The sequence below is a fragment of the Negativicoccus succinicivorans genome (genome assembly GCF_018373335.1).
Classification (GTDB): Bacteria; Bacillota; Negativicutes; order Veillonellales; family Negativicoccaceae; genus Negativicoccus; species Negativicoccus succinicivorans_A.
Genome location: NZ_JAHAHH010000003.1, coordinates 1 through 15653, shown reverse-complemented (window position 1 = coordinate 15653; position 15653 = coordinate 1). Strand labels below are relative to the sequence as shown.

General features: G+C 52.8%; 18 protein-coding genes and 1 other annotated feature. Of the genes, 17 read left to right on the top strand and 1 reads right to left on the bottom strand.

Annotation, left to right across the window (positions count from 1 at the left end):
- Positions 1–21 precede the first annotated feature (21 nt).
- Genes lon through KH813_RS00650 form a run of 3 tightly spaced genes read left to right on the top strand, consistent with a single transcriptional unit; the run spans position 22 to position 3504 of the window.
- The gene (gene lon, locus KH813_RS00660; RefSeq protein ID WP_303991938.1) at positions 22–2373 is read left to right on the top strand and encodes an endopeptidase La; all 2352 of its coding nucleotides are present in this window, start codon (positions 22–24) and stop codon (positions 2371–2373) included.
- A gap of 2 nt (positions 2374–2375) precedes the next feature.
- Positions 2376–3038, top strand: coding sequence for a ribosome biogenesis GTP-binding protein YihA/YsxC (gene yihA / locus KH813_RS00655; protein WP_303991935.1), 663 nt, complete (start codon positions 2376–2378; stop codon positions 3036–3038).
- A complete protein-coding gene (locus KH813_RS00650) occupies positions 3031–3504 on the top strand; it encodes a hypothetical protein (protein WP_303991933.1) in 474 nt (157 codons plus the stop codon). Before yihA ends, KH813_RS00650 begins: the two co-directional genes overlap by 8 nt.
- A 48-nt stretch (positions 3505–3552) precedes the next feature.
- Here the strand turns inward: KH813_RS00650 and KH813_RS00645 are convergent, their stop codons facing one another.
- Entirely contained in the window at positions 3553–4488 is a 936-nt protein-coding gene (locus tag KH813_RS00645; RefSeq protein WP_303991930.1) for a hypothetical protein, read from the bottom strand.
- A gap of 169 nt (positions 4489–4657) precedes the next feature.
- Between KH813_RS00645 and KH813_RS00640 the strand changes: the two genes are divergently transcribed.
- The 14 genes from KH813_RS00640 to KH813_RS00575 all read left to right on the top strand — a co-directional run.
- Complete coding sequence (locus KH813_RS00640) at positions 4658–5167, top strand: flavodoxin family protein (RefSeq protein WP_075939588.1); 510 nt, start codon at positions 4658–4660, stop codon at positions 5165–5167.
- Between the two features lie 45 nt (positions 5168–5212).
- A complete protein-coding gene (locus KH813_RS00635; protein ID WP_303991925.1) occupies positions 5213–6193 on the top strand; it encodes an ABC transporter substrate-binding protein in 981 nt (326 codons plus the stop codon).
- Positions 6194–6314: 121 nt separating this feature from the next.
- Positions 6315–7802, top strand: coding sequence for a DUF1538 domain-containing protein (locus tag KH813_RS00630; RefSeq protein WP_303991922.1), 1488 nt, complete (start codon positions 6315–6317; stop codon positions 7800–7802).
- Positions 7799–8458 carry a P-II family nitrogen regulator gene (locus KH813_RS00625; protein WP_303991920.1) on the top strand — a complete coding sequence of 220 codons (660 nt, stop codon included), beginning with the start codon at positions 7799–7801 and terminating at the stop codon, positions 8456–8458. The genes KH813_RS00630 and KH813_RS00625 overlap by 4 nt, the downstream gene beginning before the upstream one ends.
- 51 nt (positions 8459–8509) lie before the next feature.
- Positions 8510–8579: a sequence feature (ribosomal protein L21 leader region), on the top strand.
- An 11-nt stretch (positions 8580–8590) separates the two neighbouring features.
- Positions 8591–8905 carry a 50S ribosomal protein L21 gene (gene rplU / locus KH813_RS00620; RefSeq protein ID WP_303989470.1) on the top strand — a complete coding sequence of 105 codons (315 nt, stop codon included), beginning with the start codon at positions 8591–8593 and terminating at the stop codon, positions 8903–8905.
- Between the two features lie 3 nt (positions 8906–8908).
- Complete coding sequence (locus KH813_RS00615) at positions 8909–9226, top strand: ribosomal-processing cysteine protease Prp (protein ID WP_303991917.1); 318 nt, start codon at positions 8909–8911, stop codon at positions 9224–9226.
- Positions 9227–9230: 4 nt separating this feature from the next.
- Positions 9231–9515 (top strand): 50S ribosomal protein L27, encoded by a 285-nt coding sequence (rpmA, locus tag KH813_RS00610; RefSeq protein WP_075939594.1) that lies wholly within the window; start codon positions 9231–9233, stop codon positions 9513–9515.
- 114 nt (positions 9516–9629) lie between these two features.
- Positions 9630–11114, top strand: a complete 1485-nt coding sequence (gene putP / locus KH813_RS00605; protein WP_303992017.1) for a sodium/proline symporter PutP — start codon at positions 9630–9632, stop codon at positions 11112–11114.
- A 53-nt stretch (positions 11115–11167) separates the two neighbouring features.
- Entirely contained in the window at positions 11168–11755 is a 588-nt protein-coding gene (locus KH813_RS00600) for a C-GCAxxG-C-C family protein (RefSeq protein ID WP_303991912.1), read from the top strand.
- Between the two features lie 249 nt (positions 11756–12004).
- On the top strand, positions 12005–12253 hold the full coding sequence (locus KH813_RS00595) for a ribosomal L7Ae/L30e/S12e/Gadd45 family protein (RefSeq protein WP_303991910.1): 249 nt from the start codon (positions 12005–12007) through the stop codon (positions 12251–12253).
- A gap of 85 nt (positions 12254–12338) precedes the next feature.
- Positions 12339–12713, top strand: a complete 375-nt coding sequence (rpsL, locus tag KH813_RS00590) for a 30S ribosomal protein S12 (RefSeq protein WP_024048631.1) — start codon at positions 12339–12341, stop codon at positions 12711–12713.
- Positions 12714–12750: 37 nt separating this feature from the next.
- Entirely contained in the window at positions 12751–13221 is a 471-nt protein-coding gene (rpsG, locus tag KH813_RS00585; protein ID WP_303991905.1) for a 30S ribosomal protein S7, read from the top strand.
- Between the two features lie 18 nt (positions 13222–13239).
- Positions 13240–15324 carry an elongation factor G gene (gene fusA / locus KH813_RS00580; RefSeq protein ID WP_303991902.1) on the top strand — a complete coding sequence of 695 codons (2085 nt, stop codon included), beginning with the start codon at positions 13240–13242 and terminating at the stop codon, positions 15322–15324.
- Between the two features lie 27 nt (positions 15325–15351).
- The coding region (locus tag KH813_RS00575) for a GTP-binding protein (protein ID WP_303991899.1) at positions 15352–15653 on the top strand (302 nt) is incomplete at its 3' end.

Genomic DNA, 15653 nt, shown 5'->3' with positions numbered 1-15653 from the left:
GTAATCAGATAAGGAGGGAATATGGCGCAAAAAGAAATCGAGGGCAGCATGAAGTTTCCGTTATTGCCTTTACGTGATGTGACGCTTTTCCCCCAGATGGTGACCGGTATCGAAGTCGGTCGGCCGCAATCGGTAGCTGCCGTGCGTGAGGCGATGCAGGGCGACGGCTATGTGGCCTGCGTGATGCAGCGTCACGCGGATACGGATAACCCGGACATTGATGACTTGTATACGATCGGTACCATCGGTAAAATAAAACAAATCTTGCAGCTGCCGGACGGCGTGCTGCGGGTGCTTTTGGAAGGGGTTACGCGAGTTCACTTGCTGGATATCGAAGCGACCGGCGCGTGGCAAACGGCGGAAGTCATCGACTGTGTGCTCGAAGAAACGGATTCGCCCCTGTTGGAAACCTATCGCCGCGATGTGGTCAAGCGGTTCGGGGAGTGGTTGGAGCATGCCCAAATCACGATGGAAAGCGATGCGCTTGCGCAATTTGAAGCATTGACGGATCCGGGTGAAGTGGCCGACTTCGTGACGATGTACCTGCCGCTTGCACCGGCCGTACGGCAGCGTATTCTCGCGGAACTTTCCGTAGAGCTTCGGCTGGCGGCCGTACGCAAATTTCTCTTGGCGGAGCAGGAAATCGCCGCGTTGGAGAAAAAGCTGAACGCGGAAGTCCGCCAAGGCATGGATAAAAATCAGCGCGAATACTATTTGCGCGAAAAATTGCGCGTTATCCGCGACGAACTCGGCGATCACATGGAGATCGACGAAGAAGTTGACGAGTACCGTAAAAAGTTGGCGGCGCTCGAGCTTCCCGCCGCGTCCGCGGAAAAAATTGAAAAAGAAATCAAACGCCTGGAAAAAACGCCGCCTTTAACACCGGATGCGGCCGTTTTGCGCAACTATCTGGACTGGATCTTCGACTTGCCGTGGAACACGGAAAGCACGCTCGCGACCGATCTGAAAGAAGCGCAGACGGTACTGGACGCGGATCATTTCGGTTTGACGAAAATCAAAGAGCGGATTTTGGAACATTTGGCGGTGCGGCAGTTGACGCAATCGCAAAAAGGCCCCATCCTTTGCTTTGTCGGTCCGCCGGGCACCGGTAAAACCAGCTTGGCGCAATCGATTGCGCGGGCGCTCGGCGCCGAATTTACCCGTGTTTCGCTCGGCGGCGTGCACGACGAATCGGAAATTCGCGGTCATCGCCGGACGTATATCGGCGCGTTGCCCGGACGACTGATTCAGGGCATTGCGCGCGCGAAGACGAAGAATCCGGTATTTTTGCTGGATGAAATTGACAAACTCGGTAACGATTTTCGCGGTGATCCCGCCTCGGCTTTGTTGGAGGCGCTCGACCCGCAGCAAAACGGCACGTTCAGCGATCATTTCATCGAATTGCCGTTCGATTTTTCCAATGTCTTTTTCATTACCACGGCCAACACGACCAATTCGATTCCGGAGCCGCTGTTGGATCGCATGGAAGTGATTACGCTTTCGGGCTACACCGAAGAAGAAAAAGTGGAAATCGCCAAACGTTACCTTTTGCCGCGGCAAATCAAGGAAAACGGCCTGGCGAAAAGCGATGTTCGTCTCAGTCAGGCGGTGCTGCGCCGCTTAATTCGCGATTACACGCGCGAAGCGGGCGTGCGTCGTCTGGAACAGGTGATTGGCAGCGTTTGCCGCAAATTGGCGAAACGCAAAGTGATGCGGGAAGAAACGCTCACTGTCACCGTCAAAAATCTTGAAACCTTGTTAGGGCCGGCACGGTACCTGACTCCGCCGCAAGATCGTCGCGACGAAGTGGGACGCGTGACGGGGCTCGCCTGGACGCAGGTCGGCGGGGAAGTTTTGAACACGGAAGTGACGGCGTTTAGCGGGTCTGGTAAAATGATCTTGACAGGCCAGCTCGGCGACGTGATGAAAGAATCCGCGCAGGCGGCGTACACCTATGTGCGGAGTCGAGCGGAAAAGTTGCATCTGGCAGCCGATTTTTATCGCACGATCGATATTCACATTCATTTACCTGAAGGCGCGATCCCGAAAGACGGACCGTCGGCAGGTATTACGATGGCGACCGCTATCGCTTCGGCCGTGACGAAATGTCCGGTACGAGCCGATACCGCGATGACGGGGGAAATCACCTTGCGCGGGCAGGTGCTTGCCGTCGGCGGCATCAAAGAAAAGGTGCTGGCGGCGCATCGGGCCGGTATTCGCCGGATCCTTTTACCGAAAGAAAATCGCCGCAATCTGGCGGACATTCCGCAGAGCGTGCGTGACGATTTGGTTTTCCATTTCGTTTCCCATATGGATGAAGTGCTGCAGCAGGCTATGTCTGAACCGGTAAAACAGAAACGGGGTGAGGCGTAACGATGACAGAGGAATCATTTCGTATTGTAGAATCATCCTACTTGTTATCCGCGGTGAAATTATCGCAATGCAAGAAAGATGATTTGAAAGAGATCGCCTTTATCGGCCGATCCAATGTCGGAAAATCATCACTCATTAACTCGTTGTGCAATCACCGGGGGCTGGCGATGGTCAGTCGCGAACCCGGTAAAACGCGCACGATTAATTATTTTTCCATTCGCTCGAAGCAGGCGGTTGACGGCGCGGGCGATGAAGGGGAAACGGAACAGAATTGGTACCTGGTGGATTTGCCGGGATACGGATTTGCGAAAACCGGTCACGACAATCGCGACGCGTGGTCGGGATTTATTGCCGACTATGCGGCGAATTCGCGACACTTGGCGCTGATGTGTCTGCTGATCGATCTGCGACATCCGCAGTTGCCGATTGATAAAAAAGCGTATCATTGGCTGCGCGGCTTGGGTATGCCCCTGCAGGTCATCGGCACGAAAGCCGATAAGCTCGGGCAAAGTGATCGCCAGAAAAATATTCGGACGATCGCGCATGAATATCCGGGCGATTATCCGCCGCTGATGTATTCATCGAAAAATCATTTGAATCGTCAGGCTTTATTGCAGGTGATTCAAAGCTTTGTAGTCGATCCGCAGGAGGAACCGTATGCATAAAAAAATGGCCTCGCTGTTGCTCGGCATCGGTATCGGCATGATGCCGTGGACAACGTTTGCGTATAATCACTACGCGCCGAACTCGTTTGATGAAGTGGAACGCTACACCGAAGGATATCAGGCGGCCGCGACGTTGATTGAAGCGGGAGCGGCTCCCGGTTACGACGCGACGTTGCTTGAACGTCCGCATTTGACGCGCTTTGAATTGGCGCGCGCCGTGGCGGCTATGCTGCGTGACGGTCATTTGACTCCGGCACAACGGGACGTATTGGCGCCGACGCAAAAGGAATACGCGCGCGAACTTAATGCGTTAGGCGTCGGGACCGAGTCCAAACCGCGCGGTAACATTGAAATCAGCGGCGATTTACGTTTGCGTCACACCGAAGGAACCGAGTCCGAAAATGATGCGCGGGTACGTATCGGCGCCGTCTATACGACGAACTCGAAAGTGTCGGCAGAGGAATAACGGATTTTTCGGACAATAAAAAAACGGCTCGAATGAGCCGTTTTTTGTTTACCAAAGTTTCCATGAAGTCGGTACGTACAGTAAATCGGTAATGCCGTGCGGCGCCGGTTGCACCAGGAAGAGACACAACACAGCGAGAACGACAAGACCGAGCGCGATCGGATTGGCTTCGCCGCGCTCGCTGACCCGGTAGTAGCCGAAGAGGCGAATGGCGATCGTCGCCGCCAGCGCTGTGATCAAACCGGAAAGGCTGATGATGCCGTAGACGACATTGGCCGCGACAAACGTGAGAAACACGACCGGAACAGTGACGATCGCCAGGTAGCGGGCGAGTGTCGAGACGCGTTGACGTTTGAAATCGCGCAGCCAATCGCTCAACTCCAGCCCGCAGAAACCGAGCAGGAACCAGGCGGTATAAATCACCGCATCCCAAGTGCTCTGCAAGCGTTTACGATTTTTGCCGAGCCAAAAAATAAGTCCCGAGACGACGAGGATCAGGGCCCCGCAAACGAGGTAATAATACGACGCGGGAATCACGGACAGCGCCAGCAGACCGAGCAGCGCCGGAATGAAACCGCAGACGGAATATTTTACGAGCGTCATGCGCGTCGGGCGTTGATCAATCGGTAACTCCAGATAGAGCATCGCCAGGACTTCCATCAGGAAGAAGCCGACGAAGGACGCGATCGCGTAAAACGGATTGGCGACGAGCGTGAAAGCGACAAACAGCACCGGAATTAAAATTCGCCAGCCCTTAAAAATTCGTAACGTTTTGAAGTTTAAGCGTTCTCCCTGCGTATGAATGGTCAACTGCATAAATGCGAGGAAGGTCAGCATCATGCCGATCGTTTGCATCGGCGTAGCGCCTAAATACAGGAAACAGCAAAGCACCAAAGCCGACAGATTGGCGCCGGTGAAACGCGCGAGCAACGCGCAAAAAAAGCCGATATTTAAATACGGCAGCGTGGCGAACAAGAAATCCATAATTAACTCCTTTAACCTCTATTAATATTCTTTAAGTATAACGGAGTAGCCGCCGACTTTCAAGTAAGGACTTGCAAGTAAACGGAAGGAATTCATTATTTGCAGGAACGTTCATTCTTGCTACAATAAAAGGAGAGCATTTACTGACAGAGATCCTGGAGGGGATAGTATGGCGCAAACAATTATGGTGACCTATGCGTCGCAAACCGGTAATACCAAACAGGTGGCGGAAGCCATTGCGGAGGAATTGGGCGTTTCGGCCGTGGCCATGGCGGAGGCGGATCCGTCGCAAGCGGAATGCATCGCGGTGGGATTTTGGGTGCACGCCGGCAAACCTTGCGAAGAAGCAACGCGTTTTCTGGAAAGTCTTTCGGGGAAAAAAGTGTTTTTGTTCGGCACCATGGGAACGCATCCTTCGGAAGAGCACGCTATCCTGAGCTCGCGGGCGGCGCGTGATATGATCGCGGAACGCAACTTGCTATTGGGGCAATTTGTCTGTCAGGGTAAATTGGCGGATACGATTCATAAGGAAGTGACCACATTGGTTCGTTTTCCGTACGGCGAACCCGTGACATTGACGCGGGAGATGATGGCGGATTCGGCGTCGCATCCGGATACGGCGGATCTCGAAGCGGCTCGTAAGGAGGCCCGCAAAGCATTTGCCAAAGTACGCCGGTAAATTCCGCTTGTCACCGCGACAAGCACTCTGTAAAGCGAGGCCATAATGAATCGAAAACGAAAACGAAAATGGATGATCGTCATCGGTGTGATCGTTGTGCTGGCCGCGGCTGTACTGCTGTTGCGCGGAGTCGGTGAGAAAACGCCGAAGACGGTGAAAACGACGCAGCAGCTGACATATACGGACAGTTTGGAACGGGAAGTGACTTTTAACGCGCCGACGCAGCGCGTGATTGCGCTGGATAATATCGAAGCCAAAATTGTGGACGCGTTAGGCGTGACGCCGTTGGCGGTTACGACGCATGCGAGTTTACCGCAACGTCTGGCGGACAAGTGGAAGGCGTTGCCACAATTGAGCGCGCGTCCCAATCCGGCGGAAATCGCCGCCCTTTCACCCGATATCGTTGTGGGTCCGGCCACGCATGTATCGCCGGAGTGGATCACTGATTTGGCGGAAGATAAGGTGCCGGTGCTTTTTTGGAAAACGGAATCGTTGGCGGATATTCAAAACCGGATTTATTTCTGGGGAGCTGTTTTGGGACGAGAACCGGCCGCGGAAAAAATTGTCCACAATATGGAAACGAGCATTGAAAAAACACGCGATGCATTCGCATCGGTGCCTCCGAAACATGTGTTGATTATTGATGTGAACGATAACGGTGTAGGCGCCTGCGACAGTCATACGCTGATCGGAAACTTGGCGCAGCTGATTCCGATGGTCAACCTGGCCGATGAATTGGCGGATGCGCCGCGTGACAAGGAAGGCCTGATCCCGATCGAAAACGTGATGGAGGCCAACCTGCAACCGCAAGCCGTGATCGTTCTGCGCGAACAGGATTCGGCATCGACGGGAGCCGCGGCTTGGGAAGAGTTGGAATCGTCCGCTTATTGGCAAACATTACCGGCGCTGGCATCCGGCAATGTAACGATGTTTACCGATGACGAGATCTCCGCTACGGTAAGCGTGCGGGCGGCGGATGCTGTTGCACTGCTTGCGAAAACTTTATACGGACCGCGCGATTCGTAACAAACACGATGATCAAAGAGAGGCGCTCGCCTCTCTTTTTTTGTATCGCCATTTCGGGAGAGTAATTAAAGCATTATGTTATAATAATTTTATCTGAATCGGGAAAGTTTGGGGTGAATTGATGGGGATATTCGGTGAAAAGTTAAAAGAAGTGAGCCAGTCGGTGTTGCCGATTGTAGTATTAATTTTTTTACTCCATTTTTTTCTGGCGCCGCTGTCGTTTGATGTTTTGCTGCGTTGCGTGGTAGGTACGGCACTGATTATCTTGGGATTGACCGTGTTTCACGTCGGCGTGGAAATCGGCGTCAGTCCGATCGGGATGCATTTAGGTCATGCCGTAACGAAATACGGCAAGATGATTATGGTCGTCATGAGCGGTCTTGTCCTCGGCTTTGCCATATCGATGGCGGAGCCGGATCTGCGAATCTATGGACAGCAGGTAGAACTCTTTACATCGGGTTACATGACGGAAATGATGCTGGTGTACGCGGTGTCGGCGGGGATTGCCGTCACGCTGGCATTCGGATTATGGAGGATCGTTCGCTCCTTGGCGCTGAAGCATGTGTTTTTCCTGTTTTACGCAATGATCGGTCTGCTTTGCCTTTTGGTGCCGCGTGAATTTATCGCGCTTTCGTTTGACGCTTCCGGCACCACGACCGGGGCGATGACGGTGCCTTTTTTCCTCGCGTTGGCCGCCGGCGTTTCCAGTTTTAAGTCGTCGGACTCGGTAGCCGCTGAAGAAGACAGTTTCGGCTTGGTCGGGATCGCCTCCGCGGGCGCGATTCTGGGCGTATTGCTGATGGCGTTCGGTACCGCGCAGCAACCGTTTGCGGCGAATGTGACGGTGCCGAATCAGGCGGCGTTGGAACCCTTTTGGCAAAGTCTCGCGCATTTGGTTCCGCATATGTTTTGGGAAGTCTTTTTAAGTATTTTACCGGTTACCCTGCTTTTTTATTTAGCCCATTTTTGTATCGAAAAAGTGCAGGGCGTGGAGCTTTTCCGAATTAACGCGGGTCTCGTGTATACCTACCTCGGTCTCGTGATTTTTATGACTGGCGTCAATTTCGGTTTTAACCGAGCGGGCTATGAGCTGGGGATGGAGATCGCCCGACTGGAAGGATCGGTTGTTTTGGTGCTCGTCGGTTTGGTCATCGGTCTCGTTGTTATTTTGGCGGAACCGGCCGTGTTTCCGCTCGTCAACCAGATTGAAGATATTACCAGCGGTTATGTACCGCGCAAACTGGTCTTAATCTCGTTATCACTCGCGGTCGGCAGCGCGGTGGCGTTCTCGATGCTGCGCATTGTGTTGCCGGGGCTGGAATTGTGGCATATGCTGCTGCCCGGCTACTTGATCGCGATTGCGTTGTCGTATTTCGTGCCGAATCTCTTCGTCGGCATGGCCTTTGACTCGGGCGGCGTCGCGTCCGGTCCGATGGCGGCTACGTTCGTATTGAGTTTTGCCAGCGGCGCGGCGCGACACTTTCCGGGCGCGGATGTATTTTTGGACGGATTCGGTGTCGTGGCCTTGATTGCGATGATGCCGATTGTCGCCTTGCAACTTCTGGGCATGGTCTTTCAATGGAAACAGAAACGGGGGAACGAGGCATGAGAGAAAGCTGCTATTGGATAATGGTCTTCGTGTTGAATCACGGCGAGGGCGCGGACTTGAGCGCGGCGTTTCATCATGAACACGTCAGCGGCGTCACCGTGATGCCAGCCAAAGGCACGGTCTCGAACTCCTTTTTAGCCAAGCTGGGAGTACGGGAAATTCGCAAAGACCTGGTATTCGCCATTGAAGAACGCGAGCGGGCGCGTGTGCTCCTGCCGCAAATGGTCGAACGTTTCAAACTGGTGAAGAAAAATCGCGGGATCGCCTATGCGCTTCCCATTACCGGTATCTACGGATCACATGCGCTGAACGAATGCAAAGTTGAAAAGGAGGAAGGGGAAGACATTATGTGGCAGGTCATCTATACGGTCGTCGATAAAGGGGGCGCCAACGCTGTCATTGAATCGGCAGGGGCCGCCGGCGCACGCGGCGGTACGATTTTGCGCGGTCGCGGTTCGGCGTCGCGCAACACCACGATGATTTTCGACTTCCCGATTGAACCGGAAAAAGAAGTCGTTATGGTTTTAGCGCCGCAAGAGAAAGTACAAAATATTGTCGATGCTATTTCCGACAAGCTGCACATTGATGCGCCGGGACACGGGATTATTTTTGTACAGGATGTGGCGGCCGCTTACGGCCTGGTCGAACAAAAATAAAACTTGACTTACCGATATCGATTCTATATAATTGAAAAGTCATAGTGTGTGACTATGACACAACCGCTCGAAGAGGTTTTCAAAGCGAATGCTACCATATTCGGCGAGTCTGGTTATAGAGGAGGTGCAACTATGTACGCAATTATTCAAACCGGTGGTAAACAGTACCGTGTCGAAGAAGGCAAAGTTATTACGGTCGAAAAGCTCGCGCAGGCAGCGGATGAAGCGATCGAATTTGCCGACGTGTTGTCCGTGGTAGACGGTGACAACATCCAGTTCGGTGCTCCTTTCGTTAAAGGGGCCACGGTCAAAGGCAAAGTGCTTACACAGGGGCGCGGTAAAAAGATCCGTGTCTTCAAGTACAAATCGAAATCGAATTATCGTCGTCGCCAAGGTCACCGTCAGCCTTTCACCAAAGTCTTGATCGAATCGATCGCTTTGGCGTAAGCCATGATCCTGGTAGAGACACAGGTAATGGACGGATTGTATACGGGTTTTTCCGTCAGCGGACATGCGGATTATGCCGAGCACGGCTCCGATATCGTCTGCGCGGCGGTTTCTGCCGTGACATTGACAACGGCCGGCGGTCTTAAGGATGTAGCGAAATTTCGCGGACATTATGAGACGCAGTCGGGAATGCTCACGGTTCAACTTGCGGATGCGCCCGATGCCCGTTCCCAATTACTGATTGAAACTATGCTGAACGGATTGCGCCAAATTCAGGCGCAGTATCCCGAACGGCTCACCATTGCAGAAAGACGGAGGTGAAACCATGTTTACATTTGATTTACAGCTGTTTGCTCATAAAAAAGGGCAAAGTAGTACGCGTAACGGTCGTGATTCCGAAAGCAAACGCCTCGGTGTCAAAGTTCACGACGGTCAGATGGCTAAAGCCGGTGCGATTATTGTTCGTCAACGCGGCACGAAGTTCCATCCGGGTACCAATGTGGGTATCGGCAAAGATGACACGCTGTTTGCGAAAACGCCCGGCGTGGTCTCCTTTGAACGTCTGGGACGCTACCACCGTCAGGTCGTAGTTCGTCCGGTCGAAGCGTAACAGAAATAAAACGCCCGTACGGGCGTTTTTTTGTTGCGGAAAAGAGGGAAAATTTCGCTTCTGCGGCGCATTGTGGTAAAATGAAAAAATATTAGGGTAAAGGAAGTGGAGTCATTGGCAACGAACTGGCATGTCATCAGCGCCTTCGCTATTTATTTAGGCGTTATGATCTATATCGGCGTGTATTATTATCGCCGTTCAAACGAGCTGAGTGATTATATTTTGGGTGGGCGGAGCTTGGGTCCGTGGATCACCAGCATGAGTGCGGAAGCATCCGATATGAGCGGTTGGATGCTGATGGGACTGCCGGGACTTGCGTATTTGTCGGGGCTGCCCGCGATGTGGACGGCCGTCGGTCTGGCGCTCGGCACATGGGCGAACTGGGTGTTTATTTCCAAGCGCTTACGTAACTATACGGAAATTGCCAATGACAGCTTGACGATTCCCGATTTCTTAAATAATCGCTTTCATGATCACAGCAACATGCTGAACCTGGTTTCGGCGATTTTTACCTTTATTTTCTTTTTAATTTATACGTCGTCTGGTTTTGTCGCCGGCGGCAAATTGTTTGAAACGGTGTTCGGACTGCCGTATGTCTGGTCGTTGTTGATTACCGCGGGAGTGGTTATTTCCTATACGTTTCTGGGCGGCTTCATGGCGGTCAGCTGGACCGATTTCATTCAAGGGATCATGATGTTCTTTGCCATTCTTCTGGTGCCGATGACGGGCATGTTCGCTATCGGCGGCTTTGAAGAGACCATGGCTCGTTTGCAGGCGACGGTGCCCGGCCATTTTGCTCTTTTTGATCCGGCCATCGGTACGGGCGCGACGATCATCATGCTGATTTCATCGCTGGGCTGGGGACTCGGATACTTTGGCCAACCGCACATCCTGGTGCGCTTTATGGCGATTCAGGATGCGGACGAATTGCATAAAGCTACCCGCATTGCCATGACCTGGGTGGTCATTTCGCTTGCGGCGGCAGTCTCGGTCGGTTTTGTCGGTCGCGTTTACTGGCCGACGCTCTTGGAAGGCGCGGATGCGGAACGTATTTTCCTGCTGATGAGCAGCTCGTTGTTCACTCCTTTCGTCGGCGGTTTTATTTTGTCGGCGGTCTTGGCGGCGATTATGAGCACATCCTCGGCGCAGCTTTTAGTGACGTCGGCGACGATCTCGAAAGACTTTTATAAAAATTTCGTGCATCGCGGCGCCGGTGAGCGTGAATTGGTCTATGTCAGTCGATTGACGGTACTGTTGGTGGCTGCCTGCGCGATTTTGCTCGCGCTCAATCCGAACAGCTACATTTTAAATATCGTTGCCTATGCCTGGGCGGGATTCGGTTCCGTCTTTGGACCGGTGGTAGTGTTGGCGCTCTTTTGGCGGAGGATGACGCGCAACGGCGCGTTGGCCGGCATGCTTGTCGGCGGTATTACCGTACTCGTGTGGAAACAATTTGAGTGGTTCGGTTTATATGAAATCGTTCCGGGCTTCTTATTCGCGTCGCTGGCGATTATCGCGGTGAGCTTGTTGGATGCGCCGCCGCATAAAGGAATCACGGATGATTTTGATGAAGCCAATCGTCGCCATATTCTCGGCTGACTGGTTTTTTTCGTCGCATTCTCTTATACTGTAAGTAAAGGGGAGGGGAGCGTATGGAAACGATCGATTGGAGCAAATTGACGCCGGAAGAACGTGTCGAGCAGTACGCCATTGAAAATTATAAGCACGGCTTAAACTGCGCGGAATGCGTGCTCTCCGCGTTGCAGCGTGAGGGAGCACTGGACATTTCCAAAGAAGCGGTCGGTATGGGGGTCGGTTTCGGTGGCGGAATTGGTCTTTCGGGATTAACTTGCGGTGCGCTATCGGCCGCCGTCTTGGCGAACGGCCTACGTTACGGTCGTAAGGATCCGTATACCGTTCCGGCAGAGGAACGGGGTAAGGAAGTCGCCGGGAAATACTACCGACGTTACCATGCGCTCGTGCGCGAGTTTGTCGCGGAAAACGGTTCACCGATTTGCGCTGAAATTTCCGCACCGCATGGTGCATGGGAATCGCGGGAACGCCGCATTCATTGTCTACAACTGATCGGACGCGCCGCGCGACTCGCCTATCGGTATTTGCAGATGCCGCAAGACGAAGCCTTTGCACTGCCGTACGAAGGCAAGACGATGAAACAGTTTGACGGCGCGAAACCGGAAACATTACCGTATCCCACGCCGCATTTGGTCATCAGAAAATAAATAATGAAATTCTAATCTGGACAAAGAAATGTCGTTTTGGCAATAAAAAAGGACACAGGGCATTGTCTCTGTGTCCTTTTTTGAGAGGAGTTTTGAACACCCGGTGACGTGTGATAGATAAATGCGATAAACAGGAGCTTTATGAATAAAAATTATTGACATGTTCGATTCGCAATGATATACTATCTGAGTGTCTGTAATGACGTAAGTTTTATTACTTGCGCACTAACGACGGAAAGGATGAGACCGATGGACTTGAAAGAATTGGCCCAACAGCCTTTTGTTGTCGGAGCGAAGGAAGTCGGCCGCGCGGTTCGTGACGGCCGCGCCAAAGAAGTGTGGCTGGCCCACGACGCACAAGAGCGGATTACCCAACCCTTGCTGTTTTTGTGCCAGGAACAGGGCGTGCCGGTGGTCGCGACGTACAGTCGTGCCGAACTTGGCGAGGCGTGCAAGCTGCCGGTCAAAGCGGCGGCGGTCGCCATCCTTTGCAGCTAGTCTGATTTTGGTAATATTTTTTGCCGTCATCTGACGGCGGGAAATCAATTATAAATCTTCATGATTGAGGAAGGAGGGAATTCTAATGCCGACAATTAACCAGTTGGTTCGCAAAGGTCGTGAGACTTTGCAGGAAAAATCCAAAACTCCGGCGCTGAAAAACAGCCCGCAGAAACGTGGTGTCTGCACTCGTGTGTACACTGCTACGCCGAAGAAACCGAACTCCGCGTTGCGTAAGGTGGCGCGTGTACGTTTGACGAACGGCATCGAAGTATCGGCTTACATCCCGGGGATCGGCCACAACTTGCAGGAACACAGCGTTGTCCTGATCCGCGGCGGTCGTGTCAAGGACTTGCCGGGTGTTCGTTATCATATTGTTCGCGGTGCTCTGGACACAGCAGGTGTACAGGGGCGTATGCAATCGCGCTCGAAATATGGCGCTAAATCCGCGCAGAAATAATAAGATAACAAATACCATTATATAAGGAGGAACTGACATGCCGAGAAAAGGCCCAGTAACGAAACGTGACGTTCTGCCGGATCCCGTGTATGGATCTAAAGTAGTTACACGTTTCATCAATAAAGTAATGCTGGATGGCAAAAAAGGCATTGCGGAAAGCATCGTCTATGACGCTTTCGATATTATTCGTTCGAAAACGGGCAAAGACCCGTTGGAAGTTTTTGAACAGGCGTTGGAAAATGTTATGCCTGTCTTGGAAGTACGTGCTCGCCGCGTCGGCGGTGCGAACTACCAGGTGCCGGTTGAAGTCCGCTCGGATCGCCGCTTAACATTGGGCATCCGCTGGATGGTCGGCTATGCTCGCCAGCGCAGCGAACGCACGATGCGCGAACGCGTTGCGGGCGAATTGATGGATGCCGCCAACAACACGGGCGCAGCCATCAAAAAGAAAGAAGAGACACATAAGATGGCGGAAGCAAACAAAGCGTTTGCCCACTATCGTTGGTAATTATGAAAGGAATCTATCGTGGCTAGAGAATTTACATTACAAAATACTCGCAATATCGGTATCATGGCGCACATTGATGCCGGCAAGACCACGACCACGGAACGTATTCTGTTTTACACGGGACGCGTGCATAAAGTCGGTGAAACACACGAAGGTGCCGCGACCATGGACTGGATGGACCAGGAACAGGAACGCGGGATTACGATCACGTCCGCGGCGACGACTTGCCATTGGAAAGGCAATCGTATCAATATCATCGACACGCCCGGTCACGTGGATTTTACGGTCGAAGTTGAGCGCTCCTTGCGCGTGCTCGACGGCGCGGTCGCGGTGTTTGACGCGAAGAGCGGTGTAGAACCGCAATCGGAAACGGTTTGGCGTCAAGCGGATCACTACGGTGTACCGCGTATCGCGTTCATCAACAAAATGGATACGACGGGTGCGGATTTCTACGCAGCCGTTGAATCGATGAAAGAGCGCTTAGGCGCTAACGCTGTGCCGATCTCGTTGCCGATTGGCGCGGAACAGAATTTTGAAGGCATCATCGACTTGATCAAGATGAAAGCCTACCATTATGAAGGCGATCACGGTATTGATATCGTCGAAGGCGAAATTCCGGAGGATATGCTGGATAAAGCCAAAGAATATCGCGCGAAACTGATTGAAGCGGTAGCGGAAACCGATGACGATCTCATGATGAAATATTTGGAAGGCGAAGAACTCACTACCGAAGAAATTCAGGCGGGCATCCGCAAAGCGACGATTGCCACCACGATGAACCCGGTAGCCTGCGGCTCCGCTTACAAGAACAAAGGCGTTCAGGAATTATTGGATGCGGTCATCGCGTACATGCCGGCTCCGACGGATGTGCCGCCGATTAAAGGCGTTCATCCGGAAACGGGAGAAGCGGACAGCCGTCCTTCGGACGACAACGCACCGTTCTCGGCCTTGGCGTTTAAGATCATGACCGACCCCTATGTCGGTAAACTTTCTTTCTTCCGCGTGTACTCCGGTACGCTCGAAGCGGGCTCCTACGTTTACAACTCGACGAAGGGCAAACGCGAACGTGTCGGCCGTATCTTGATGATGCACGCTAACCACCGCAGTGAAATTGACAAAGTATACAGCGGCGATATTGCAGCGGCCATCGGTTTCAAAGATGTCACCACCGGCGATTCGCTCTGTGATGAAAAGAACCCGATCATTTTGGAAAAAATGGAATTCCCGGAGCCGGTTATCTCCGTTGCGGTAGAACCGAAAACGAAAGCCGACCAGGAAAAAATGGGTATTGCACTGCAGAAACTGGCGGAAGAAGATCCGACGTTCAAAGTTCATACCGATGCCGAAACCGGTCAGACGATCATTGCGGGCATGGGCGAACTTCACTTGGACGTACTGGTTACCCGCATGTCGCGTGAGTTCAAAGTCGAAAGCAACATCGGTAAACCGCAGGTCGCTTACCGTGAAACGATCCGCAAGGAAGTCGAATCGGAAGGCAAGTTCGTACGTCAGTCCGGCGGCCGTGGTCAGTATGGTCACTGCTGGTTGAAACTCGAACCGATGGAACCGGGCTCCGGCTTCATCTTCGAAAACAAAATCGTCGGCGGCGTGATTCCGAAAGAATACATCGGACCGGTACAGGCCGGTGTGGAAGAAGCGATGCAGATCGGTGTTGTTGCAGGCTACCCGATGGTGGACATCAAAGTTACCGTTTTCGACGGTTCGTACCATGATGTCGACTCCTCGGAAATGGCCTTTAAGATTGCCGGCTCGATGGGCTTCAAAGCCGGCGCGCAGAAAGCGCAGCCGGTACTCCTTGAACCGTACATGCGTGTCGACGTTGTCGTGCCGGATGACTACATGGGCGACGTTATCGGTGACTTGAATTCCCGTCGCGGTAAAGTGGAAGGCATGGAACCGCGTCGCGGCGCGACGAGCATTAAATCGTTCGTTCCGTTGTCCGAAATGTTCGGTTACGCGACCGACTTGCGTTCGAAAACGCAGGGCCGCGGTAACTACAGCATGACGTTTGATCATTACGAAGAAGTGCCGAAAGCGGTCGCGGAAGAAATCGTCGCGCAGCGCAGCGGCAAAAAAGAATAAATCATCAACTATTAGGAGGAAATTCCAATGGCAAAAGCACATTTTGAACGCAGCAAACCGCACGTTAATATCGGTACCATCGGTCACGTTGACCATGGTAAAACGACCCTGACCGCAGCGATCACGAAAGTTCTTTCGGAAAGCGGTCAAGCGGAATTCCAGGACTACAACCAGATCGACAAAGCGCCGGAAGAACGCGAACGCGGTATTACCATCAACACCTCGCACGTAGAATACGAAACCGAGAACCGTCACTACGCTCACGTAGACTGCCCGGGTCACGCCGACTATGTTAAAAACATGATCACCGGCGCCGCGCAGATGGACGG